The following is a 26,073-nucleotide window of genomic DNA, read 5'->3' on the forward strand; positions in this document are numbered from 1 at the left end:
GTGTCGGTCACGGGAATGCGGGCAGCGACGTTCTCCGAGCTGTTCGACCGGCAGGCGGCCGCGTCACCGGACGCGGTGGCCCTGGTCTTCGGTACGGAGCAACTGACGTACGGGGAGCTGGACGCGCGGGCGAACCGGCTGGCGCGGCTGCTCGTCGCGCGGGGCGTGGGCCGGGAGTCGGTCGTCGGAGTCGCGCTGCGGCAGTCACCACGTTTCTGGGCCTCGGCGCTCGCGGTGCTCAAGGCGGGCGGGGCCTACCTTCCCCTGGACCCGGACTACCCCGCGCGGCGGCTCGCCTTCATGGCGGCGGACTCGCTGGCCAGCCTCGTGCTGTCCGACGTGGCCACGGCCGGGGGGCTGCCCGAGCTCGCGGCGCCCGTCCTGAGCCTGGACGCGGCGGGACCCGCCGCGGAGCTCGCCGCCGCGGACGCCTCCCCGCTGACCGACGCCGACCGGTCCCGCCCCACGGTCGCCAACACCGCGTACGTCATCTACACCTCCGGCTCCACCGGCCTGCCCAAGGGCGTCGCCGTCACCCACAGCGGACTCGCCGGGCTGCGCGCGACGCAGCACGCGCGCGTCGACGTCGGGCCCGGCGCACGCGTCCTGCAGCTCGGCTCGCCCAGCTTCGACATCGCGGTGTGGAACGCGCTCATGGCCCTTACCAACGGCGCTGCCCTCGTCGTGCCCGAGCAGGCGCGCCTCGTCGGCGACGACCTCGCCCGCCTGCTCGCCGACAGCCGCGTCACCCACGCCTCGCTGCCGCCCGCCGTCCTCACCACGCTCCCCGCCGACGCCCCCCGGGCCCTCACCGACCTCAAGTTCCTCACCGTCGGCGGTGAGGTCTGCCCGCCCCACCTGCCCGCCCAGTGGGCACCCGGCCGCCGTTTCCTCAACGGCTACGGCCCCACCGAGACCACCGTCTGCGCCACCGTCAGCGCACCCCTGACCAACGGTCGGGCCCCCATCGGCACCCCGGTCGCCGGGAGCCGTGTCCACGTACTCGACGAGCGGCTTCACGAGGTGGAGCCGGGCACGGCCGGGGAGTTGTACGTGGCGGGCCCGAGCCTGGCCCGCGGCTATCTGAAGCGCCCCGGGCTCACCGCGTCCCGGTTCGTCGCCGACCCCTTCGGCCCCGCGGGCACGCTCATGTACCGCACCGGGGACGTCGTCCGCCAGGGCGACGACGGGCAGCTGGAGTACCTGGGCCGCTCTGACGACCAGGTGAAGATCCGGGGCCTGCGCATCGAGACCGGCGAGGTGGAGGCGGCCCTCGTGGCGCATCCCCTCGTGGCGCAGGCCGTCGTCACCACGTACGACGGAAGCGACGGGCACACGACGCACGGCAGCCGGGGCACGCGGCTCATCGGGTACGTCGTGCCCGCCGACGTCGCGTGGGAGCAGACGGGCCGGGGCACCGGGCACGTGGCCCTGGACGCCGGGATCGGGCCGGGGGAGCTGCGGGCGTTCGTGGCCGCGCGGCTGCCAGAGTCCATGGTTCCGGTGCGGGTCGTGGTCCTTGACGAGCTGCCGCTGACGCCGAACGGCAAGGTCGACAAGGCGGCCCTGTCCGATTCGGTGTGCGAGGGGAGCGCCTACCGGGCGCCGGGGCCGGGAGCCGAGCGGGTCCTCGCGGAGGTGTTCGCCGAGGTGCTCGCGGTGGACCGGGTCGGCGTCGACGATGACTTCTTCGCCCTGGGCGGCGACAGCATTCTGTCGCTGCAGGTGGTGTCGCGGGCGCGGAGCAAGGGGGTGGAGATCACCTCCCGGCAGGTCTTCGAGCGCCGGACGGTGGCCGAGCTCGCGGAGGCGGCCGCCGCCCGCGTCGACGCGGCGCCGGTCTTGCAGGAGCGGGAAGGCGGCGGTACGGGCTGGATGCCGCTGTTGCCGGTCGCGCGCTGGCTCAGGGACCTGGGTCCTGGCTTCGACCGGTTCCTGCAGGCGACGGTCCTCGATCTGCCCCTGGGCATCGACGAGGCGGGCCTGGCCCGGACGCTCGGTGCCGTCGTCGACCGGCACGACCTGCTGCGCTGCCGACTCGTCGAGGAGGGCGGCGGCGGCCTCGCCGTCGCCGGTCCTGGAACCGTGGACGCGGCGTCCCTGGTGCGCCGCGTCGCGTGCGACGGCGACTGGGGCGGACGGCCCGAGCGGGCCGAGGCGTGGCGGACGCTGGTGCTCGCCGAACTCGACGAGGCGGCCGCCCGGTTGCACCCGGCCACGGGCACGGTCGCCCAGTTCGTGTGGTTCGACGCCGGACCCAGGAAGGCCGGACGGCTGCTGCTGGTCCTGCACCACCTGATCGTCGACGGCGTGTCCTGGCGCGTCCTGCTGCCGGACCTCGCGGCCGCCTGGCGCGAGGTCCGCGACGGACGCGCCCCGCGCCTGCCCGCCGTGGGCACGTCGATGCGGCGCTGGGCCCACGCCCTCGTCGAGGAGGCGTCGCACCCCGGCCGGGTGGCCGAGCTCGACCTGTGGCGGTCCGTCGTGGACGGCCCCGACCCGCTGCTCGGCACCCGGCGCCTGGACCCGGCGGTGGACGTGCGGGCCACCGTCCGCGAGACGCGGGTCGAACTGCCCGTGGAGGTCACCGAGACCGTCCTCGCCGAGCTGCCCGCCGCCTTCCACGGCGAGGTCAACGACGGGCTTCTCACCGCCCTCGCCCTGGCCCTCGCCCGGTGGCGGCGGGCACACGGCGCACGGGAGTCGTCGGCCCTGATCCGCGTGGAGGGCCACGGCCGCGAGGAGGCCGCCGCGCCGGGCGCCGATCTGGCCCGTACTGTGGGCTGGTTCACCAGCGCCTTCCCCGTCCGCCTCGACCTGGCGGACACCGACCTGGCCGACGCCTTCGCGGGCGGCGAGGCCGCCGGGCACGCCCTGAAGGCGGTCAAGGAACAGCTGCGCGCCATCCCGGACAAGGGCATCGGCTACGGCCTGCTGCGCCATCTCAACGCGGACACCGCGCTGTCCCTGGCCCCCCACCCCGACGGGCAGGTCTCCTTCAACTACCTCGGCCGCTTCTCCACGGCCACGGACATGCCCGCCGACCTGCGGGGCCTGGGCTTCACCCGGGCCCACGACGTGGCCGACCTGGACGTCCTGGACGCCGCCCACGACCCGCGCATGCCCGCCCTGGCCGAACTCGACATCAACGCCGTCGTCACCGACACCGCCCAAGGCCCGCGCCTGAGCGCCCGGTTCGCCGCCCCCGAAGGCGTGCTCGCCCCGGAGGCCGTCGCCGACCTCGCCGACCTGTGGCGCCAGGCCCTCACCGCCCTGGCCCGGCACGTCACCCGCGCCGACGCGGGCGGCCTCACCCCCTCCGACGTCCCGCTGGTCGCGGTCACCCAGGCCGACATCGACGGCTGGCAGGAGCGCTACCCCGGCCTCGCCGAGATCTGGCCGACGTCCCCCGTCCAGTCCGGCCTCCTCTTCCACAGCCAGTTGCGCACCGCGCGGGACGACCCGGCCCAGGCCGTCGACGGCGGCTCCTTCGACAGCTACCAGGAGCAGTACACGCTGCATCTGCACGGACCGGTCGACGCCGAGCGGATGCGGGCGGCCGGACAAGCGCTCCTGGACCAGCACGCGGCGCTGCGCACCGCCTTCGTCCAGGACGGCGACGGCCGCACGGTCCAGCTCGTCATCGACGGCGCCCGGCTTCCGTACGCGTACACCGACCTCGGCCACCTCGCGGGCGCGGCACAGGACGAAGCCTTCGAGAGCCTGCTCGCCGCCGACTTGGAGGCGCACTTCGACCCGGCACAGCCGCCGATGCTGCGCCTGCACCTGGTGCGCCTCGCCGCGGAGCGCTTCGATCTTGTCCTGTCCTCGCACCACGTCCTGTTCGACGGCTGGTCGGTGCCGATCCTCGTGGGCGACCTGCTGCGCCGCTACGGCGGCGAGGCGGCGCCCGGTGCGCCGCGCGCCCGCGGCTTCGGCGACTTCCTCGCCTGGCTGGCCCACCAGGACGCGGACGCCTCCGCGCGCGCCTGGCGCCAGGAGCTGAGCGGACTGCGGGAGCCGACGCTGCTCGCCCCCGCCGCCGCGTCAGGCCCCAGTGTCGGCATCGGCCTGGCCGACGTGCCCCTGTCCGCGGAGCGGGCCCGTGACCTCACGCGCCGGGCCGTACAGCTGGGCGTGACCCTCAACACCGTGGTCCAGGGCGCCTGGGCGCTGCTCCTCACGCAGGTGACGGGCCGTCAGGACGTGGTGTTCGGCGCGAGTGTCGCCGGGCGCCCGCCCGAGCTGCCCGGCGTGGGCTCGGCCGTCGGCATGTTCCTCAACACCCTTCCCGTACGGGTGCGCTGCGCGCCCTCGGACACCCTCGCCGACCTCCTCACCGGCCTGCAGGACCGGCAGGGCGCGCTCCAGGAGCACCACCACCACGCGCTCAGCGATCTGCACCACCTGACCGGCCACAAGGCGCTGTTCGACACCATCATCGGCTTCGAGTCGTTCCCGCTGGACCGGGCGGCGATCGCCGAGGCGAGCGCCACGGCGGGGATCTCCGTCACCGGCATCCGCATGTTCACCCCGAGCCACTATCCGCTGGCCGTGTTCGTCTACCTCGACGGCCCGCACCCGCGCCTGAACATCCAGTTCCAGCGGCACGCCTTCGACCAGGCCACCGCCGACGCGTACGCGGCGCGCCTCGCCCGCGTCCTGACGCGGATCGTCGAGGACCCCGACGCCAGGGTCGGCCACATCGACGTGCTCGCGCCCGCCGAACGCGGGCGGCTCCTGGCCGACTTCAACGACACGGCGGTACCGGCCGTGCGGCGCTCCCTGGCGGACCTCTTCGCTGAGCAGGTCACGGCGGGCCCGGACCGGCTAGCGATCGTCGGTGACGGCGACAGCGGTGGCTTCAGCGCGGGGCTGACCTACCGGGAGCTGGACGCGCGGTCGAACCGGCTCGCGCGGGTCCTGGCCGCACGGGGCGTGGGCCGGGATTCGGTGGTGGGACTCGCCCTGCCCCGCTCGGCCGAGCAGATCACCGCCGTCCTCGCGATCCTCAAAGCGGGCGGGGCCTACCTGCCCCTCGACCCCGACTACCCCGCGGAGCGCCTGGCGTTCATGCTGCGCGACGCCGCACCGCCCCTGGTGGTCACCAGCGCCGAGAGCGCGCCGAGCCTGCCGGAAGGCGCCTGCCCGTACCTGGTCCTGGACGAGCCGGACACCGAGGCCGCGCTGGCCCGGGAGTCGTCCGAGCCGATGGCCAGCGCGGCGCGCCCCGACCAGCTGGCGTACGTGATGTACACCTCCGGCTCCACCGGCAAGCCCAAGGGCGTCGCCGTCACCCACGAGGCCGTGGTCGATCTCGCCCTGGACCGCCGTTACGCGGGCGAGGCGCACCGGCGGGTGCTGCTGCACTCGGCGCAGGCCTTCGACGCGTCCACCTATGAGCTGTGGGTCGCGTTGCTGCGGGGCGGCACGCTGGTGCTCGCGCCGCCCGGCCGTCTGGACGCCACCGTGCTGGCCCGGGTCATTCGGGAGCGCGGGGTGACGGCGATGTGGGTCACCGCGGGCCTGTTCAAGGTGATCGCCGAGGTGCGGCCGGAGACCTTCGCCGGGCTGAAGGAGATCTGGACCGGCGGTGACGTGGTGTCCCCGGCGGCGGTCCGCGCCACGCTGCGGAGCTGCCCGGACGTCCTGGTCGTGAACGGCTACGGGCCGACGGAGACCACCACCTTCGCCGCCTGCGAGCCCATCACGCCGGAGGGCGCGACGGCCGAGGCGATTCCGATCGGGCGCCCCATGGACAACACGCGCGCCTATGTCCTGGATGCGGCGCTGCGGCCGGTGCCGCCGGGGGTGCCCGGGGAGCTCTACCTGGCCGGGACGGGCCTGGCCCGCGGCTACCTCGGGCGTTTCGGCCTGACCGCCGAGCGCTTCGTGGCCTGCCCCTTCGGCGCGCCCGGCGAGCGCATGTACCGCACCGGCGACGTGGTGGCGTGGACACCGGACGGCCGCCTGGTCTTCCAGGCCCGGGCGGACACCCAGGTCAAGATCCGCGGGTTCCGGGTCGAGCCGGGCGAGATCGAGAGCGTACTGGCCGGGCACCCTGGTGTCGCGCACGCGGTGGTGACGGTCGGCGAGGACCAGACGGGCGAGCGGCACCTGGTGGGCTATGTGGTGCCGGACGTGGACCGCGCGGACCACGGCGCGGATGCCCCCTGGCAGGTCGGCGGGTGGGAGGAGATCTACGACCGGATCTACGACCGGCACGCCTCGGCCACGGGCACGGCGTGGGGCGAGGACTTCATCGGCTGGGACTCCAGCTACACGGGGCGGCCGCTGCCGCTGCCCGAGATGCGGCAGTGGCGTGCCACGGCGGTGGAGCAGATCGCCTGCTGGGGGCCGCGACGGATCCTGGAGCTGGGGGTCGGCTCCGGTCTGCTGATGTCGCAGCTCCTCGCGGACGTGACGGAGTACTGGGCGACGGACCTGTCCTCGCGGGCCGTCGAGCAGATCAGACAGCAGGTCGCGCGGACCGGGTACGCGCACAAGGTCACCGTGCGCCACCAGCTGGCGGACGATGTCACGGGGCTGCCGCGCGGGCACTTCGACACCGTGGTGCTCAACTCCGTCGTGCAGTACTTCCCCGACGCCGCCTACCTGGACCGGGTCCTCGCGCAGGCCTTCGAGCTGCTCGCGCCGGGCGGCCGCATCGTGGTCGGTGACGTGCGCAACGCGAGCACCCTGCGGCTGTTCCGCGTCGGCGTGCAGCGAGCGCAGGACCCGGACGCGGCACCGTCGGTGGCACGGGCGGCGGTGGCCCGCTCGCTCTTGATGGAGCCGGAACTGGTCCTGGACCCGGACTGGTTCACGCACTGGGGCCGACGGCACGGCGCGGCGGGGGTGGACATCCGCCTCAAGCCGGGCCGCGCGGACAACGAACTGACCCGCCACCGCTACGAGGTCACCCTCCACAAGGGCCCCGTCGCACCGGTGGCCGCCGACCGGGCGCCGGTCCTGCGGTGGGGCCGCCAGGTCCGTGACCTCACGGCCCTGCGCGAGCACTGCCGGGCCCACGGCGAGGCCCCGCTGCGGGTGACGGGCATCCCCAACGCCCGGCTCGGCGGGGAGGTCGCGGCGGCCGCCGCGATGTCCGTGATCGACGCGCCCGCCGCGACGGGCACCGCCCTCGACCCGGAGGACCTGCGCGAATGGGCGGCCGAGCACGGCTACGGCGTCCTCCTGACGTGGTCGGCCGCGGCCTTCGAGTGCTTCGACGCGGTCGTCTTCCCCGACGGGCGCGAGGTGGCCGGGCGGCTGGTGTCCGGCGGGTACGTCGCCTCCGGCCGGGCCGAGGGGACGCTGACGAGCGATCCCGCGGCCGCGGGCCGGATCGGCGCCCTGGTGGGTTCGCTGCGCGCGTACGTGGCCGAGCGGCTGCCCGAACAGCTGGTGCCCGCCTCCGTGGTGGCCATCGCCGAGGTGCCCCTGAACGCCAGCGGCAAGCTCGACCGCGGGGCGCTGCCCGCCCCGGACTTCGCGGCGGCGGTCACGGGCCGCGCCCCGACCACGCCGCAGGAGGAGCTGCTGTGCGGCCTGTTCGCCGAGGTCCTGGGCCTTGACCGGGTCGGCGTCGACGACGACTTCTTCGACCTGGGCGGGCACTCCCTCCTCGCGACGCGTCTGGTCAGCCGCGTCCGCACCGTGCTCGGCGTGGAGCTGCCCATCCGCGTCGTCTTCGGCTCCCCGACCGCCGGGGAGCTCGCGGACCACCTGGGACGGGGGGACCGGGTGCGTCCGCCGCTCACCCGCGTCACCCCGCGCCCCGAGCGGGTGCCGCTGTCCTTCGCGCAGCGCCGCCTGTGGTTCATCGACCGCTTCGAAGGCCCCTCGTCCACCTACAACGCGCCGTTCCCGCTGCGGCTGCGCGGCGAACTGGACGCGGCGGCGCTCGCCGACGCCCTGCGGGATGTGGTGGCGCGCCACGAGAGCCTGCGGACCGTGTTCGCCGACGACGAGGACGGCATGCCCGTCCAGCGGGTGCTCCCGGTGCGGGAGACGCGCCTGGAGGTGCCGGTCGTGGACGTGGCGTCCGGGGGCGTCGCCTCGGCGGTCGACGAGGTCGCCGCGTACCACTTCGACCTGGCCGCCGAGATACCGGTCAGAGCCGTGCTGCTGCGTCTGAGCGCGCGCGAGCACGTGTTGGTGTGGCTGGTGCACCACATCGCCTGCGACGGAGCCTCACTGGCGCCGATGGCACGTGACTTGGCCACGGCCTATACCGCGCGTCTGGCGGGTGAGGCGCCCCAGTGGAGGGAGCTGCCGGTTCAGTACGCCGACTACACGCTGTGGCAGCGTGATCTGCTCGGTGAGGACAGCGATCCCGACAGTCTTGTGTCCGCTCAGATCGCCTACTGGCGTGAGGAGTTGGCGGGTCTTGTGCAGCCGTTGCGGCTGCCGACTGACCGGCCGCGTCCGGCGGAGGCCAGTCACCGCGGTGATTCCGTGGAGTTCACTCTTGACGCGCGACTGATGGCCGCGGTCGGTGGCCTGGCCCGTGAGCGTGGGGCGACCACGTCGATGGTGCTGCAGGCCGCGCTCGCCGTCTTGCTGCATGGCCTTGGCGGTGGTGAGGACATCACGATCGGCGCGCCGATCGCGGGCCGCACGGATGAGGGTTTGACGGACCTGGTCGGTTTCTTCGTCAATACCTGGGTGCTGCGGGCCCGGCTGGAGGGCGATCCGGCGTTCGTGGACGTCGTGGATCAGGTGCGGGCCAAGTCCCTGGCCGCGTACGACCGTCAGGACGTGCCCTTCGAACGGCTCGTGGAGGTACTCAACCCCGAGCGCTCCACGGTCTACTCGCCGCTGTTCCAGGTGATGTTCGCCTGGCAGAACGGCCGCGAGGACTTCACGCTGCCCGGCGCGGAGGCGGAGCTGGAGTGGCCGCACAGCCGGACGGCGAAGTTCGACCTGTTCTTCGACCTGGTCCACGAGCCCGGCGACGGCGTGGCCGGGCACCTTGAGTACGCCACGGACCTGTTCGACCGCGACACCGTCCAGCGGCTCGCCGACCGGTTCACCCGGCTCGTGGGACAGCTCGTCGCCGACCCGCGCCAGCGCGTCGGCGCCGTGGAGTTCGCCGACCGGGACGAGCGGGAGCTCGTGCTGTACGGCTTCAACGACACCGCCGCCCCGCTACCGGAGCTGACGGCCGCCGAACTGTTCGCGCGGCAGGCGGCGGCCACGCCCGAGGCCACGGCGGTGGTCTGCGGCGACCACCAGTGGTCGTACGCGGAGCTGGCCGCCCGCGCCGCACACCTCGCGGGCCAGCTCGCCGACCGCGGCGTGGGACCGGAGACCCTCGTGGCGCTCGCGCTGCCCCGCTCGGCGGACCTGGTCGTGGCGATGCTGGGGATCTGGCGCGCGGGCGGCGCGTACGTGCCCATCGACCCGAAGTACCCCAGCTCACGCCTTGACCTCATCCTGGCCGACGCCCGCCCCGCGCTCATCCTCACGGACGCGGACACCGCCGATGTGCTCCCGGATGCCGACGTGCCACGCCTGCTCGTCGACGATCTGGACCAGGCCACCCTCAACACCCCGCCGCAGGAACGCGAGTTCGGCGTGGTAAGCCCACTGAACGCCGCGTACGTGATGTACACCTCCGGCTCCACCGGCACACCGAAGGGCGTCACGGTGACGCACCGCGACGTCGTCAACGGCGTACTGCGGCTCGCCGAGACCGTCGGCGTCCACGCGGGCACGCGGATGCTGGCGGGCACCTCGGTGAACTTCGACGTGTCGGTCTTCGAGATCGTCACCGCGCTCGCGGCCGGAGGGACCGTCGAACTGGTCCGTGACGTGCTGGTCCTCGGCGAACGCGACGGCTGGCGCGGCGGTGTGATCAGCACCGTGCCCTCGGTCTTCGCCGAACTGGTGGACCAGCTCCACGGAAAGATCCACGCCGACGCCGTCGTCTTCGCTGGCGAAGCCCTCCCCGCCCCGCTCGTACGGTCCGTGCGCGACGCCCTGCCCGGAGCACGCGTCATCAACGCCTATGGCCAGACCGAATCCTTCTACGCCACCGCCTTCACCGCCGGTACGGAACGGACCGGCGACGCGAGTACCCCCCTCGGCACACCGCTGGGCAACATGCGCGCCTACCTCCTCAGCTCCGGACTCACCCCCGTGCCCGTCGGCGTCGTGGGCGAACTGTATGTCGCGGGCACCCTCGCCCGCGGCTACCACCGGCAGGCGTCCCGCACCGCCGAGCGCTTCCTGCCCGACCCGTTCGGCCCCGCGGGCACCCGCATGTACCGCACCGGCGACCTGGCCCGTTGGACCCCCCAGGGCCACCTCGTCTACGCCGGTCGCGACGACGCGCAGATCAAGGTGCGCGGCTTCCGCATCGAGCCGGGTGAGATCGAGGCGGCGCTCACCGCCCACCCGGGTGTGGCCCGGGCCGCCGTCGTCACCCGGGACGTGCGCGGCACCGATCAACTGGTCGCCTACGTGGTGCCCGCCCCCAGCGACAACGGCGGCACCGCGGGCGTCCCCGACGGAGAGCTGCGCCGGATCGTGGCCGGACGACTGCCGGCGTACATGGTGCCGTCGGTGTTCATGACGCTGGACCGGCTGCCCCTGACCCCGAACGGAAAGGCCGACCACAAGGCACTGCCGCAGCCCGAGTTCGTCAGGACGGCTCCCTACCGGGCTCCCCGCACCCCCGAGGAACAGCTCCTCGCGGGCGTGTTCGCCGCGGTCCTCGGCACCGAAGACGTCGGCGTCGATGACGACTTCTTCCACCTGGGCGGTCATTCGCTGCTGGCTACGAGGCTGGTCAGCCGCATCCGGGCGACGTTCGGTGTGGAGGTGGGACTGCGCACCGTGTTCGCGCATCCGACCGTGGCCGCTCTCGGGGCCCGCCTGGACGGCACGTCCGGTGTGCGGGCGGCACTGGTGCCCGCTGTGCCGCGTCCCGAGCGGATTCCGTTGTCGTTCGCGCAGCGGCGGCTGTGGTTCCTGCACCGCCTGGAAGGCCCTTCGGCGACGTACAACATGCCCTTCGTGCTGGAGCTGGAGGGCGAGCCGGACATCGCCGCGCTGCGGCGCGCGCTGAACGATGTCGTCACCCGGCACGAGAGTCTGCGGACCGTGGTGGGCACGGTCGACGGCAGGCCGTATCAGGAGGTCGTGGAGGCGCACGAGGCCCGCGTGGAGCTGTCGGTGCGGGAGGTGGGTGAGGTGGGTGAGGCGGGTGAGGCAGGGCTGGCCGACGTGGTCGCGGCTGCCGCGCGGTACTCCTTCGACCTGTCCGGTGAGATCCCGGTGCGGGCCTGGCTGTTCGTGGCCGGGCCCGGCCGGTGCGTGCTGACGCTGGTGGTGCACCATATCGCGGCCGACGGCTGGTCGCTGGCGCCGATGGCGCGCGACCTGGCCACGGCCTATACCGCGCGCCTCGCCGGTGAGGCGCCCGGGTGGGCGCCACTGCCGGTCCAGTACGCCGACTACACGCTCTGGCAGCGTGACCTGCTCGGTGACGACACCGACCCCGAGAGCCTCTTCAGCGAGCAGCACGCCTACTGGTCCGAGCACTTGGCGGGCCTGCCCGAGCTCGTGACCGTCCCGGCTGACCGCCCGCGGCCCGCCGTGCTCACCTACACCGGCGACCTGCTGCGGCACACCCTGGACGCCGGGCTCCACCAGGGCGTCATCGACCTGGCCCGCGCCGCGGGCGCCACCCCGTTCATGGTGCTGCAAGCCGCGATGGCCGCGCTGCTGACCCGGCTCGGCGCCGGGACGGACGTGCCCGTCGGCAGCGGGATCGCCGGGCGCACCGACGAGAGCCTGAAGGACGTCGTCGGCCTGTTCGTCAACACGCTCGTGCTCCGCACGGACACCTCGGGCGACCCGGCGTTCGACGAGCTGCTCGCCCGGGTACGGGAGACGAGCCTGGCCGCCTACTCCCATCAGGACATCCCCTTTGAGAGCCTGGTCGAGAAGCTCAACCCGCGGCGCTCCACCTCGCACCACCCGCTCTTCCAGATCGCCCTGGTGCTCCAGAACAACGACGAGGCCCGCTTCGAGCTGCCCGGGCTGCGGGTGCGCGCCGGGACGACCAGCACGGGCACGTCCCGCTACGACGTTCTGCTGAGCCTCTCCGAGACGTTCGCCAAGGGCACCACACCGGCCGGTGTGGCCCTCCACATCGAGTACTCCACCGAGCTGTACGACCGTGGCACCGTCGAGGCGTTCGTCGCCCGCTGGGAGCTGCTGCTGCGCGCGGTGGTCGCCGATCCGTCACTGCGCATCGGCGACGTGGACCTGCTCACCGGACAGGAGCGCGAACGCCTCCTGACACAACACGGGCAGACCGACGCGGAGATCGCGCGGGCCACCTGGCCGCAGCTGTTCGAGGCCGCCGTACGGGCGACCCCGCACGCCCCCGCGGTCGACGACGGCCACCAGGCTTGGACGTACGGGGAGTTGAACGAGCGGGCCAACCGCGTCGCGCACTGGCTCATCGCGCGCGGCATCGGCCCCGAGCGGACCGTGGGCGTGGCGCTGCCGCGCTCGTGCGAGCAGATAGCCGCCGTCCTGGGCGTGGTCAAGGCGGGCGGCGCCTATCTGCCGATCGACCCCGACCACCCGGCCGAGCGCATCGCCCATCTCACGCGCGACGCGTCCCCGACGCTCGTCCTGGTCACCCGCGCCCTGGCCGAGCGGTGGCCCGACGACGCGCCCGCCCGCCCGGTCGCCGTGGACACGCCGCGGACACGGCAGGAGTGGCGGCGCGCGTTGGCCGCCAACCCCACGGACGCCGACCGCACCGCTCCGCTGTCCCAGGACCACCCGTCGTACGTCATCTACACCTCGGGCTCGACCGGCCTCCCCAAGGGGGTCGTCCTCACGCACCGCGGGCTCGCGTCGCTGCGCGCCACGCAGCTGCGGGACCTGCGGCCCGGCCCTGGCGCGCGGGTCCTGCAGGCCGCGTCGACCAGCTTCGACGTGTCGGTGTGGGACCTGATCACGAGCCTCACCACCGGCGCCGCCCTGGTGCTGCCGACGCAGCCGCGGCTCGCGGGCGACGAACTGGCCCGCGTCCTGGCCGAGTCGCGGATCAGCCACGCCACACTGCCGCCCAGCGTCGTCGGCACGCTCCCCGCCGACGCCCCCGAGTCCCTGACGGAGCTACGGGTCCTCATGCTGGCCGGTGAGGCCTGCCCGCCCGACCTGGTCGCCCGGTGGGCGCCGGGCCGCGGCCTCGTCAACGGCTACGGGCCCACGGAGATCACCTGCGCCGCCTCGATGGCCCACCCCACCGGGGGACCCCGGGTGCCGATCGGCGTCCCGGCCGTCAACGCCCGCCTGTACGTGCTCGACGAGCGGCTCGGCCTGGCCCCGCCCGGGGTGCCCGGTGAACTGTACGTAGCGGGTCCGGGCGTGGCCCGCGGCTATCTGGGCCGCCCCGGCCTGACCGCGGAGCGCTTCGTCGCCGACCCCTGCGGCGGGCCCGGGGACCGCGCGTACCGCACCGGCGACCTGGTGCGGTGGGCGGCCGACGGGCAGCTGGAGTACCTGGGCCGCACCGACGAGCAGATCAAGATCCGGGGCTTCCGCGTCGAACCCGGGGAGATCGAGGCCGCGCTCACCGCCCACCCGGCCGTCGCCCGGGCCATCGTCACCCCCCACGACACCGGCGCGGGCACCGGCACACCCAGCGGCGATCGCCAGCTGATCGCCCACGTGGTGCCCGCCACCGACGACACCACGCCACACGCCCACGTCGCCGAGTGGCGGACCATCTACGACTCGATGTACGCCCAAGCGCCCGACCTGCCGCTGGGCACCGACTTCCACGGCTGGAACAGCACGTACACCGGGCAGCCCATCCCGGCAGCGGAGATGGAGGAGTGGCGCGACGCCACGGTCGCCCTCATCCGCGCGCACGAGCCCCGCGACATCCTGGAGATCGGCGCCGGTTCGGGCCTGCTCCTGGGGCCGCTGGCGCCGACGGTGGCCTCGTACTGGGCCACCGACCTGTCCGCCGCCGCCGTCGACCGCCTCACCGAGCAGACCCGGCACTGGGACCACGTCCACGTGCGCCACAAGCCCGCACACGACTTCACCTCACTGCCCACCGGCCACTTCGACACGATCGTCCTCAACTCGGTCATCCAGTACTTCCCCACGCACCGCTATCTGACCGACGTGCTCGACCAGGCCCTCGCCCTCCTGGCTCCCGGCGGCCGCGTCATCGTCGGCGACGTCCGCCACCACGGGCTGCTCCCGGCGCTGCACACCGCCGCGGCCGCCCGGCGGGGCACGACCGCGACGACGGCGGCGCTGTACGACACCGTGCAGCGCGCGGTGCTCACCGAGGAGGAACTCCTCGTCCATCCGGCCTACTTCACCGACTACGTCCGGCGCCACCCGGCGGTCACCGGCGTCGACGTCCGCCTCAAGCGCGGCGCACACCACAACGAGCTCACCCGGCACCGCTACGAGGCCGTCCTGCACACCGCCCCCGACCCCCTCGACCTGACCGCCGTGCCGACCCGCCGCTGGCCCGGCCAGGACGCCCCGGAAGCCACCGACGTCGTCCTGACCCGCCTCACCACGGACACGTCCGGACCGCTGCGCGTCACCGGCATCCCCAACGCGCGCCTGACCCGTGAGGCGGCCGCCCACCGCGCCGCCACCAGCAACACCCCGCTGGAGCACATCCGGCACCTCTTCGCGCACCCCGACTCCGCCGCAGTCGACCCCGAGAGCGTCCACCGGTGGGCCGCGGCGCACGGCTACGCGGCGCGCACCACGTGGAACGCCCACGCCCTGGACGCGTTCGACGCCGTGCTCCTGCCCGCGGCCGACGGCGGCGGGGTGCTCGTCGGCACGTACGACTGCGCCACGCGGCCCTCGTCGTTCACCAACGCGCCCGCCAGCGCGGCGGCGACCACGAGCGTGCTCACCGAGGTGCACCAGAGCCTCAAGGAACGGCTGCCGGACCATCTCGTGCCGTCCGCGCTGATCCCGATCACCGAGGTCCCGCTCACCCCGAACGGGAAGATCAACTTCCGTGCGCTGCCCGGACCGGGCCACCGCTCCTCCGGTACGGGCCGCGTTCCGCGCACACCGCGCGAGGACATCCTCTGCGCCCTGTTCGCCGAGATCCTCGCCCTGCCCGCGCCCGTCACCATCGATGACGACTTCTTCCATCTGGGGGGTCATTCGCTGCTGGCCACGAGGCTGGTCAGTCGCATCCGTGCGGCGTTGGGTGTGGAGGTGGGGCTGCGCACCGTGTTCGCGCATCCGACCGTGGCCGGTCTCGCGGCGAGCCTGGACGACGGGTCGAGTGTGCGGGCGGCGCTGGCACCCGCTGTGCCGCGTCCTGAGCGGCTTCCGTTGTCGTTCGCGCAGCAGCGCTTGTGGTTCCTGCACTGCCTCGAGGGCCCTTCGGCGACGTACAACATGCCGTTCGTGCTGAATCTGGAGGGCGAGCTGGATGTCCCGGCGCTGCGGTGCGCGCTGAACGACGTGGTGGCCCGGCACGAGAGTCTGCGGACCGTCGTGGGCACGGTCGGGGGAAGGCCGTATCAGGAGGTCGTGGCCTCGGGCGAGGCTGATGTCGAGCTGCCGGTGCGGGAGGTGGGGGAGGAGGAGCTGGCCGCCGCGGTCCAGGCAGCCGCGCGGCACGTCTTCGACCTGTCCGCCGAGATCCCCGTGCGGGCTTGGCTGTTCGTGACAGGGCCCGGCCGGAGCGTGCTCACGCTGGTGGTGCACCACATCGCGGCCGACGGCTGGTCGATGGCGCCGATGGCACGTGACTTGGCCACGGCCTATACCGCGCGTCTGGCGGGTGAGGCGCCTCAGTGGAGGGAGCTGCCGGTTCAGTACGCCGACTACTCGCTGTGGCAGCGTGATCTGCTCGGTGATGACGGTGATCCCGACAGTCTTGTGTCCGCTCAGATCGCTTACTGGCGTGAGGAGTTGGCGGGTCTTGTGCAGCCGTTGCGGCTGCCGACTGACCGGCCGCGTCCGGCGGAGGCCAGTCACCGTGGTGATTCTGTGGAGTTCGCCCTTGACGCTCGGCTGATGGCCGCGGTCGGTGGCCTGGCCCGTGAGCGTGGGGCGACCACGTCGATGGTGCTGCAGGCCGCGCTCGCCGTCTTGCTGCATGGCCTTGGCGGGGGTGAGGACATCGCGATCGGCGCGCCGATCGCGGGCCGCACGGATGAGGGTTTGACGGATCTGGTCGGTTTCTTCGTCAATACCTGGGTGCTGCGGGCCCGGCTGGAGGGCGATCCGGCCTTCGTGGACGTCGTGGATCAGGTGCGGGCCAAGTCCCTGGCCGCGTACGACCGTCAGGACGTGCCCTTCGAACGGCTCGTGGAGGTACTCAACCCCGAGCGCTCCACGGCCTACTCGCCGCTGTTCCAGGTGATGTTCGCCTGGCAGAACCTCGACTTCGACGGTTTCGACCTGCCCGGACTGCGTGTGGGCCTGGAGCACGCGCGCAACGAGTCGGCGAAGTTCGACCTGACCTTCAACCTGGTCGACCTGCCCGAGCGGGAGAGCGTGGTCGGCTGGGTGGAGTACGCCACCGACCTCTTCGACGCCAGCACGGCCCGTGAGCTGGCGGACCGGTACGTCCGTCTGCTCCAGCAGATCACCGCCGAACCGCGCCGACGGATCGGGGCGGTGGACCTGCTCACCACGGACGAGCGGGAGCTCGTGCTGTACGGCTTCAACGACACCGCAGCCCACACTCCCGAGGTGACCGTCGCGGACCTGTTCGCCCGCCAGGTGACGGCGACGCCGGACGCGATCGCCCTGGAGTGCGGCGACGAGCGACTCTCGTACGCGGAACTGGACGCCCGCGCGAACCGGCTCGCACGGGTCCTGACCGCACACGGCGTGGGCCAGGACACGGTGGTGGGTCTGGCGCTGCCCCGCTCGGCGGACCAGGTCGTGACCGTACTCGCCATCCTCAAGGCGGGCGGCTGCTACCTGCCGCTGGACCCGGACTACCCCGCCGAGCGCCTGGCGTACATGCTCCACGACGCCGCACCCGCCCTGGTCGTCACCAACGCCCGCACCGCCGCGGAACTGCCGGAGGGCACCTGCCCCCGCCTCCGCCTGGACGAGCCGGACACCGAGGCCGCGCTGGCCCGGGAGCCGTCCGAGCCGCTGGCCAGCGCGGCACGCCCCGACCAGCTGGCGTACGTGATGTACACCTCCGGCTCCACCGGCAAGCCCAAGGGCGTCGGTGTCACACAGCGGGGCGTCGCGAGTCTGGCACTGGACGAGCGCTTCGCCGGTGAGGGCAGCGAGCGGGTGCTGATGCACTCGGCGCAGGCCTTCGACGCCTCTACCTACGAGCTGTGGATTCCGCTGCTGCGCGGTGGCGCGATCGTCCTCGCCCCACCGGGACGCCTGGACGCTGACACCCTGGCGCGGGTCGTCGACGAGCAGCGGGTCACCGGAACGCTCTTGGCGTCCGGTCTGTTCAAGGTGATCGCCGAGATCCGGCCGGAGGCCTTCAGGGGCTTGAAGGAGGTCTGGACCGGCGGCGACGTGATGTCTCCGACAGCGGTACGGGAGACCCTGCGGGCCTGCCCGGACGTGCGGCTGGTCAACGCCTACGGGCCCACGGAGATCACCATGGCCGCGACCTGCGAGCCGGTCACCCGGGAGGGCGCGCGGGCCGAGGCGATTCCGATCGGGCGCCCCATGGACGACACGCGTGCCTACGTTCTGGACGGGGCGCTGCGGCCGGTGCCGCCGGGGGTGCCCGGGGAGCTCTACCTGGCCGGGACGGGCCTGGCCCGCGGCTATCTGGGCCGTTTCGGCCTGACCGCCGAGCGCTTCGTGGCCTGCCCCTTCGGCGCGCTCGGCGAGCGCATGTACCGCACCGGCGACGTGGTGGCGTGGACACCGGACGGCCGCCTGGTCTTCCAGAACCGCGCGGACACCCAGGTCAAGATCCGTGGCTTCCGCGTCGAACCCGGCGAGGTCGAGGCGGCCCTGACCGCGCATCCCACGGTCGCCGAGGCGGTGGTCGTCGCCCGTGACAGCGCGGGAAGCAGGCGGCTCGTCGCCTATGTGGTGCCCGGCGGCGAGGCCGTGCGGGAGGACTCCGCGGACGTGACGTCCGGGATCGACGCCCAGGAACTGCGGGCCGCCCTCTCGCGGCGGCTTCCGCACTTCATGGTGCCGTCGGCGTTCGTGCCCCTCGACCGGCTGCCGCTGGCTCCGAACGGGAAGGTGGACCGCGGGGCGCTGCCGGAGCCCGAGGCCACCGACGGCACGGCCTACCGGGCGCCGGGCACCGGGCGGGAGGCGGCGCTGGCCGCGGTGTTCGCCGAGGTCCTCGGTGTGGAGCGGGTGGGTCTTGACGATGACTTCTTCGCGCTGGGCGGGGACAGCATCCGTTCGCTTCAGGTGGTCGCGCGGGCACAGGCCAGGGATGTCGACATCACGGCGAAGCAGCTGTTCGAGTGCCGGACGGTGGGGGCGCTCGCTGAAGCCGCGGCTGGCCGTGACCTCGACGGGCTGGCTGGGCCGGATGGGCTGGACGGGCTTGATGGGCTGGACGAGGACGCCGGGGACGATGCGGTCGTGCCGTTGCTGCCGGTCGCGCGGCAGGTCCTTGAGGCGGGCGGCCGGTGGGAGCGGTTCGCGATGGCGATGGCCGTGGAGCTGCCCGAGGGCATGGATGAGGCGGGGCTGCACGCGACGCTCGCCGCGGTGTGCGCGCACCATCCGCTGCTGCGCGCACGGCTGACCGCCGACACCGCCGACACCGCCGACACCGCAGACACCGCAGACACCGCAGACACCGTCCGTAACGATGACGACCACCGGCTGGTCCTGCGTATCGAGGACCCGGCCGCGCTGGATGTGTCCGCGCTGGTGCGGCACATCGGCTGGGAGGTTCCCGCAGCCGACGCCGCGTGGGAGGAGCGGGTCGCGGCGGAGCTGGAGTCGGCGGCCGACCGTCTCGATCCGCGCGGCGGGGTGATGGCGCAGTTCGTGTGGTTCGACCCGGCGCCTGCCGCGGGGGCTGGGGCGCCGGATGCCGGGGGGCGGCTCCTGATCGTCCTGCACCACCTCGTGGTGGACGGAGTGTCCTGGCGCGTCCTGCTGCCGGACCTGGCCGCCGCCTGGGCACAGGTCCGCGACGGCCGCACCGTACGGCTGCCCGCATCCGGCACGTCACCGGCCCGCTGGGCGCGGGCGCTCACGCGCGAGGCACACTCCGCCGGAAGGCTGGCCGAACTCCCGCTGTGGCGCTCTGTCCTGGAAGGACCCGATCCGCTCCTTGGCGCCCGCGACCTCGACCCGCGGGTGGATACCCGTTCCGCGCTGGCGCACGTACGCGTGAGCCTGAGCGCGGCGACGACCGAGACCTTGCTGGGCAGGCTCCCGGCCGCGTACGGCGGCGGAGTGAACGACGGGCTGCTCACGGGCCTGGCGATGGCGGTCGCCCGCTGGCGCCGAGGCCGTGGGGTGGAGGCGTCCTCGACGCTGGTCAACCTGGAGGGCCACGGGCGTGAGGAGGGCGCGCTGGCGGGCGCTGACCTGTCGCGCGCCCTGGGCTGGTTCACGACCGTCTTCCCCGTCCGCCTCGACGTCGCCGGACACGACCTGGACGAGGCGTTCGCGGGCGGCGCGGCGGCGGGCGCGCTCCTCAAGGACGTCAAGGAGCGGCTGCGGGCCCTGCCCGACAAGGGCCTGGGCTACGGCCTGCTGCGCCACCTCAACCCCACCACCGCCACGGAGCTCGACCAGTACCGCACCGGGCAGATCAGCTTCAACTACCTGGGGCACTTCTCCGGTGCGGACATGCCCGAGGAGCTGCGGGACCTGGGCTTCGCCCCGGTCGGCCAGCTGACCGCGCCACGCACCCTGGACGTCCCGGCCCTGTCGGCCCTGGACGTCAACGCGGCCGTGTTCGACAGCGGCGCGGGAGCCTGCCTGGAAGCCGACTTCGCCTTCCCGCCCGGCGTCCTCGACCACACAGAGGCCGGAGAGCTCGCCGGACTGTGGCAAGAGGCGCTGGAAGCGCTGGCCCGGCATGCGCACGCCCCGGACGCCGGTGGACTCACCCCCTCGGACCTGCCGCTGGTCGCGGCCACACAGGCGGACATCGACGGGTGGGAGCGCCGCCATCGAGGTCTGGTGGACGTCTGGCCGCTGACCCCCTTGCAGGCGGGCCTGCTGTTCCACACCGAACTCGGCGCCGGCGCCTGGGACCCGTACCAGATGCAGCTGACCTTCCGCGTCTCCGGACGCGTGGACGGTGAGCGGATGCGCGCGGCCGGGCAGGCCCTGCTCGACCGGCACGCGAACCTGCGCGCCGCCTTCACCACCGACAGCGCGGGCCACCGCGTCCAGCTCATCACCCCCGCGGGCACCGGCCTGCCCTGGCGGGAAGTCGACTTCAGGGCCCTGACAGGACCGGAGCGCGACGAGGCCGTCACCCGTTTCCTCGCCGACGACCACGCCACCGCCTTCGACCCGGCCGTGCCGCCGCTGTTGCGGATGACCTTGCTGCGCACCGGCGAGCGGCAGGCGGAGCTGGTCCTTACCGCGCACCATGTGCTGCTCGACGGCTGGTCGCTGCCGCTGGTGATCCGGGAACTGCTCGTCCTGTACGCCGCCGGGGGCGAGCCCGCGCGGCTGCCCCGCCCGCGGCCGTTCCGCGACTTCCTGCGCTGGCTCGGCCAGCGGGACCCGCGGGCCACCGCCCGCGCCTGGGCGGCGGAGCTGGACGGGGTGAGCGAACCGACGCTGCTCCTGCCCGCCGCCGCCTCCCGCCCCGGCGGCCAGCGCGACACCGCCCGCACGGGCATCGGAGAGATCGAGGTCGGCCTGTCCCCGCAGGAGGCCCAGGAGCTGTCCCGGCGGGCCGCCGAGCTGGGCATCACCGTGAACACCCTGGTGCAGGGCGCGTGGGGCATCCTCATCGGGGGGTTGACGGGCCGTCAGGACGTGGTGTTCGGCGCCACCGTCTCCGGGCGCCCGCCGCAGCTGCCGGGTGCCGAGGACATGCTCGGCCTGTTCATCAACACCGTTCCCGTACGCGTCCACCACACCCCCGGCGCCTCGCTGGCGCAGGTGCTGACCACGCTGCAGAGGCGGCAAGCCGCGCTCCTTGACCACCATCACCAAGGCCTGACCGAGCTGCACCAGACACTGGGCCTGCCCACGCTCTTCGACACCCTGGTCGTCTTCGAGTCCTACCCCGTGGACCACGAAGGGCTCGCACAAGCCCGTACCGCCGCGGGCATCCAGGTCACGGACGTCCGCCCGGACATGGGTACGCACTACCCGCTGACCGTCATGGCGGACGCGAGCCCGCACCCGCGGCTGCTCCTGCACTACCAGCACGCCTTGTTCGAGCCGTCCGCCGCGCACACGGTCGCGGACCGATTCCTGCGGGTGCTGCGCCAGATCGCGGCCGACCCCCAGCAGCCGGTCGGCTCCATCGACGTCCTGGGACCCGATGAACGCGCCCTGCTGCTGGGCACCTTCAGCGGCGCACAGGCCATCGCCGCGCTGCCGGAGACGACGGTGGCCGACCTGTTCGAGCGGCAGGCGGCCACCACACCCGACGAGGTGGCCGTGCTGCACGACGGTGTGTCAGCGACGTACACGGAGATCAACACCCGCGCCAACCTGCTGGCCCGCGCACTGCTCGACCGAGGAGCGGGCCCGGAGACCGTGATCGCGATCGCCCTGCCCCGCACCCCCGAACTGATCGTGGCGCTCCTCGCGGTCCTCAAGGCGGGCGCCGCCTATCTGCCCCTCGACCCCAAGTACCCCAGCGAGCGCCTCGGCCTCATCCTCCGGGACGCGGCCCCCGAGCTGATCCTGGCCGACGCGACCACGGCGGCGGCGCTACCGGCGACGGCGCCGGTCCTCCGGCTCGACCAGCTCGACTTGGCCGACCAGCGCGTCCTCCCGGTGCGGCCGGACGACGACCTCGCCGTCAGGAGGCCGGGCGCTCGATCCCTGGCGTACGTGATGTACACCTCGGGCTCCACCGGCACCCCCAAGGGCGTCCTCCTGGACCACACCACTCTCGTCAACGGCATCCGCCAGCTCGCCGACCGCACCGGCATCACCGCGGGCTCGCGGGTGCTGGCGGCGACCTCCGTCAATTTCGACGTCTCCGTGTTCGAGACCTTCACCACCCTGTGCCACGGCGGCACGCTCGACCTGGCTCAGGACGTCCTGGAGCTGGCCGAACGCGACACCTGGACCGGCACCCACATCAGCACCGTCCCCTCCGCCTTCACCGAACTCCTCGACCAGATCACGGGGACGACGTCGGTGGAGACATTGGTGTTCGCGGGCGAGGCGCTGCCCGCCTCGCTGGTGCGGCGCGCCCGCACGGCCTTCCCCGGCGTCCGCATCGTCAACGCCTACGGCCAGACCGAATCCTTCTACGCCACAACCCACACCACCGACGACACCGGCACCAGCAGCACTCCCATTGGTATCCCGCTGCCGAACATGCGCGCCTACGTCCTCGGCCCCGGCCTCACCCCGGCACCCGTGGGCACGGTGGGCGAGCTGTACGTCGCCGGACACATCGCACGCGGCTACCACCAGCGCCCAAGCCTCACCGCCGAGCGCTTCGTCGCCGACCCCTACGGTCCGCCGGGGGCGCGCATGTACCGCACCGGCGACCTCGCCCGCTGGACGGACGAGGGACACCTGGAGTACGCGGGCCGCACCGACACCCAAGTCAAGGTCCGCGGCTTCCGCGTCGAACCCGGTGAGATCGAGGCCGCCCTCACCACGCACCCCGACGTCCGGCAGGCGGCCGTCATCGCCCACGACACGGACAGCGCCACCGGCACGCGGCTGCTCGCGTATGTGGTCCCGGACGGCACCCTCGACGTCACTGCCCTGCGCGCCCACGCCGCCACCCGGCTGCCCGAGTACATGGTGCCCTCGGCCTTCACGGTCCTGGACCGGCTGCCGCTGACGCTCAGCGGCAAACTGGACCACCGGGCCCTGCCAGAGCCGGAGCCAGAGGCCGACCACGCCGCCTACCGGGCGCCCCGCACCTCCCGGGAGAAGGCCCTGGCGGACCTGTTCACGCAGGTCCTTGGCGTGGAGAGGGTCGGCGTCGACGACAACTTCTTCACCCTCGGCGGACACTCCTTGCTCGCCACCCGCCTCACCGGACGCATCCGCACACAGCTCGGCGTGGAACTGCCGATCCGCGCGGTCTTCGACACCCCCACCGTCACCGGCCTCGCCGCGCGACTCGCCGCCAGCGGGGACATCCGCCCCCCACTGCGCCACCAGCCCGACCGCCCCGACAGGGTGCCGCTGTCCTACGCACAGCGCCGCCTGTGGTTCATCGACCATTTCGAAGGCCCCTCGGCCACCTACAACGTCCCCCTGGCCCTGCGCCTGACCGGCGACGTGCACACCGCCGCGCTCACTGTGGCGCTACGGGACGTGGTGGCCCGGCACGAAAGCCTGCGCACACTGATCGCGCAGGACGACGACGGCACCCCGCACCAGGTGGTCCTGCCCGCCGACGCGGCCCGACTGGACGTGCCCGTGGTGACGGTCGAGGCCGAGAACACCGCGAAGGCGGTCGAGGAGATGGCCCGGCAGCCCTTCGACCTCGCCGCGGACCTACCGCTGCGGGCGCGCCTCCTGCGCCGCGACGACACGGATCACGTCCTGTGCCTGGTCCTGCACCACATCGCCGGAGACGGCCAGTCGCTGGCGCCACTCGCCCGCGACCTGGCCACCGCCTACACCGCCCGCCTCGCCGACCGGACCCCGGACTGGGCGGAACTCCCCGTCCAGTACGCCGACTACGCGCTGTGGCAACACCAGTTGCTCGGCGACCCGGACGACCCGGACAGCCTGCTCGCACGCCAGTCCGCGTACTGGAAGACGGAACTGGCGGGCGTCCCCCAGCCCCTGGCCCTGCCCACCGACCGGCCCCGCCCGCCCCTCGCCAGCTACCACGGCGACCAGGTCGGCTTCACCCTCACCTCCGGACTCCTGCACGCCATCGAAGACCTCGCACGCGAGCACGAGGCGACGGTCTCCATGGTCATGCAGGCGGCCCTCGCCGTCCTCCTGCACCAGCTGGGCGCCGGAGACGACATCCCGCTCGGCACCCCCATCGCAGGCCGCACCGACACCGCCCTCGACCACCAGATCGGGTTCTTCGTCAACACCTGGGTGCTCCGCGCCGACCTCAGCGGCCGCCCCGCCTTCACCGACCTGCTCCACCGCGTCCGGGACAAGGCCCTGACCGCCTACGACCACCAAGACGCCCCCTTCGAACGCCTGGTGGAACTCCTCAACCCCCAACGCTCCACCGCCCACCACCCCCTCTTCCAGACCATGCTCGCCTGGCAGAACCTCGACCAAGCGGCCCTGACCCTCCCCGGCCTGGTCGCCACCGCCCTCCCCACGAACACCCACACCGCGAAATTCGACCTCCTCTTCAACCTGGCGGCCGTCGACGGCACCGATGGCCGCCAGATACGGGGCCTGATCGAGTACGCCACCGACCTGTTCGACCGTGACACGGCGGCCGCCCTCGCGGAGCGGTTCGCGCGAGTGCTGCGGCAGGTGGTCGCGGCACCCGAGGAGCCGGTCACCTCGGTGGACGTCCTGGACCCGTCCGAACGGGAGCGCCTGCTGGGCGAGTTGAGCGGTGCGGGTGCGACCACAGCCGTTCCCGAGGCGACCATCGCGGGCCTCTTCGAACGTCAGGCCGCGGCCACACCGGAGGCGACCGCACTGGTCTGTGACGGCGACTGCCTGTCGTACGACGACGTCAACGTACGTGCCAACCGCCTCGCCCGGGAACTGCTGTCCCGTGGTGCGGGCCCAGAGACCGTGGTCGCCGTCGCGCTGCCGCGCACCCCCGACCTGATCGTGGCCCTGCTCGCGGTCCTCAAGACAGGCGCCGCCTATCTGCCCATCGATCGCACCTACCCCAGCGCCCGCCTGGACTTCATCCTGGGCGACGCCGCCCCAGCCCTCGTCCTCACCGACACGGCGACGGCGGACCTGCTCCCCGCCACCGGCACTCGCCTCCTCCTGGACACCCTCGACCTGGCGGCGCACCCCGCGACCGACCTGTCCCGCCGCGACGCGGCGGGCCGCTTGGCGTATGTGATGTACACCTCCGGCTCCACCGGCACGCCCAAGGGCGTCCTCCTGGAGCACACCACCCTCACCAACGCCGTGCGTCATCTCGCCGACCGCACCGGCATCACCGCGGGCTCGCGGGTGCTGGCCGCGACCTCCGTCAATTTCGATGTCTCCGTCTTCGAGATCTTCGCCACCCTGTGCCGGGGCGGCACCCTCGACCTGGTCCAGGACGTCCTGGAGCTGGCCGAACGCGACACCTGGACCGGCACCCACCTCAGCACCGTCCCCTCCGTCTTCGCCGAACTCCTCGACCAGATCACCCACACCATCTCCGTCGGCACCGTGGTCTTCGCGGGGGAAGCCCTGCCAGCCGCGCTGGCCGACCGCACCCGGGAGGCGTTCGGGGACGTCCGCGTGGCCAACGGCTACGGCCCCACGGAGACGTTCTACGCCACCACCTTCACCGACGACGGGACGGCGACCAGCGGCATCCCCATTGGCACCCCGCTGCCGAACCTGCGCGCCTACGTCCTCAGCCCCTGGCTGACGCCTCTTCCCCCGGGTGCCGTGGGCGAGTTGTACCTCGCGGGGCCGGTCGCCCGCGGCTACCACGCCTGCCCCGGGCTGACCGCCGAGCGCTTCGTCGCCGACCCCTACGGCCCGCCCGGCTCGCGCATGTACCGCACCGGCGACCTCGCCCGCTGGAACCGCGGGGGACACCTGGAGTACGCCGGTCGCGCCGACACCCAGATCAAGATCCGCGGTTTCCGCGTCGAACCCGGTGAGATCGAGGCCACCCTCAGTACACACCGCGACGTCGGGCAGGCGGCCGTCGTCGCCCGGGACACGCCTGCCGGAAGGCAGTTGGTGGCGTACCTGGTGGGGGAGGCCGTCGATGTCCAGGCCGTGCGCGCGTACGTGTCCGGCAAGCTGCCCGACTTCATGGTCCCGTCGGCGTTCGTG

1 protein-coding gene (running past one end of the window) is annotated in these 26,073 nt (G+C 73.3%); it reads left to right on the top strand.

Annotated features, from left to right (window positions below; translation table 11 throughout):
- On the top strand, nt 1-26,073 hold the 5' portion of the coding sequence (locus AC07A4_RS17745; RefSeq protein ID WP_478599211.1) for a non-ribosomal peptide synthase/polyketide synthase. 1,545 nt of this gene lie beyond the right edge of the window; only the first 26,073 of its 27,618 coding nucleotides appear in the window; its start codon is at nt 1-3; the stop codon falls past the right edge of the window.

The sequence above is a fragment of the Streptomyces sp. NPDC043996 genome, assembly GCF_056435225.1.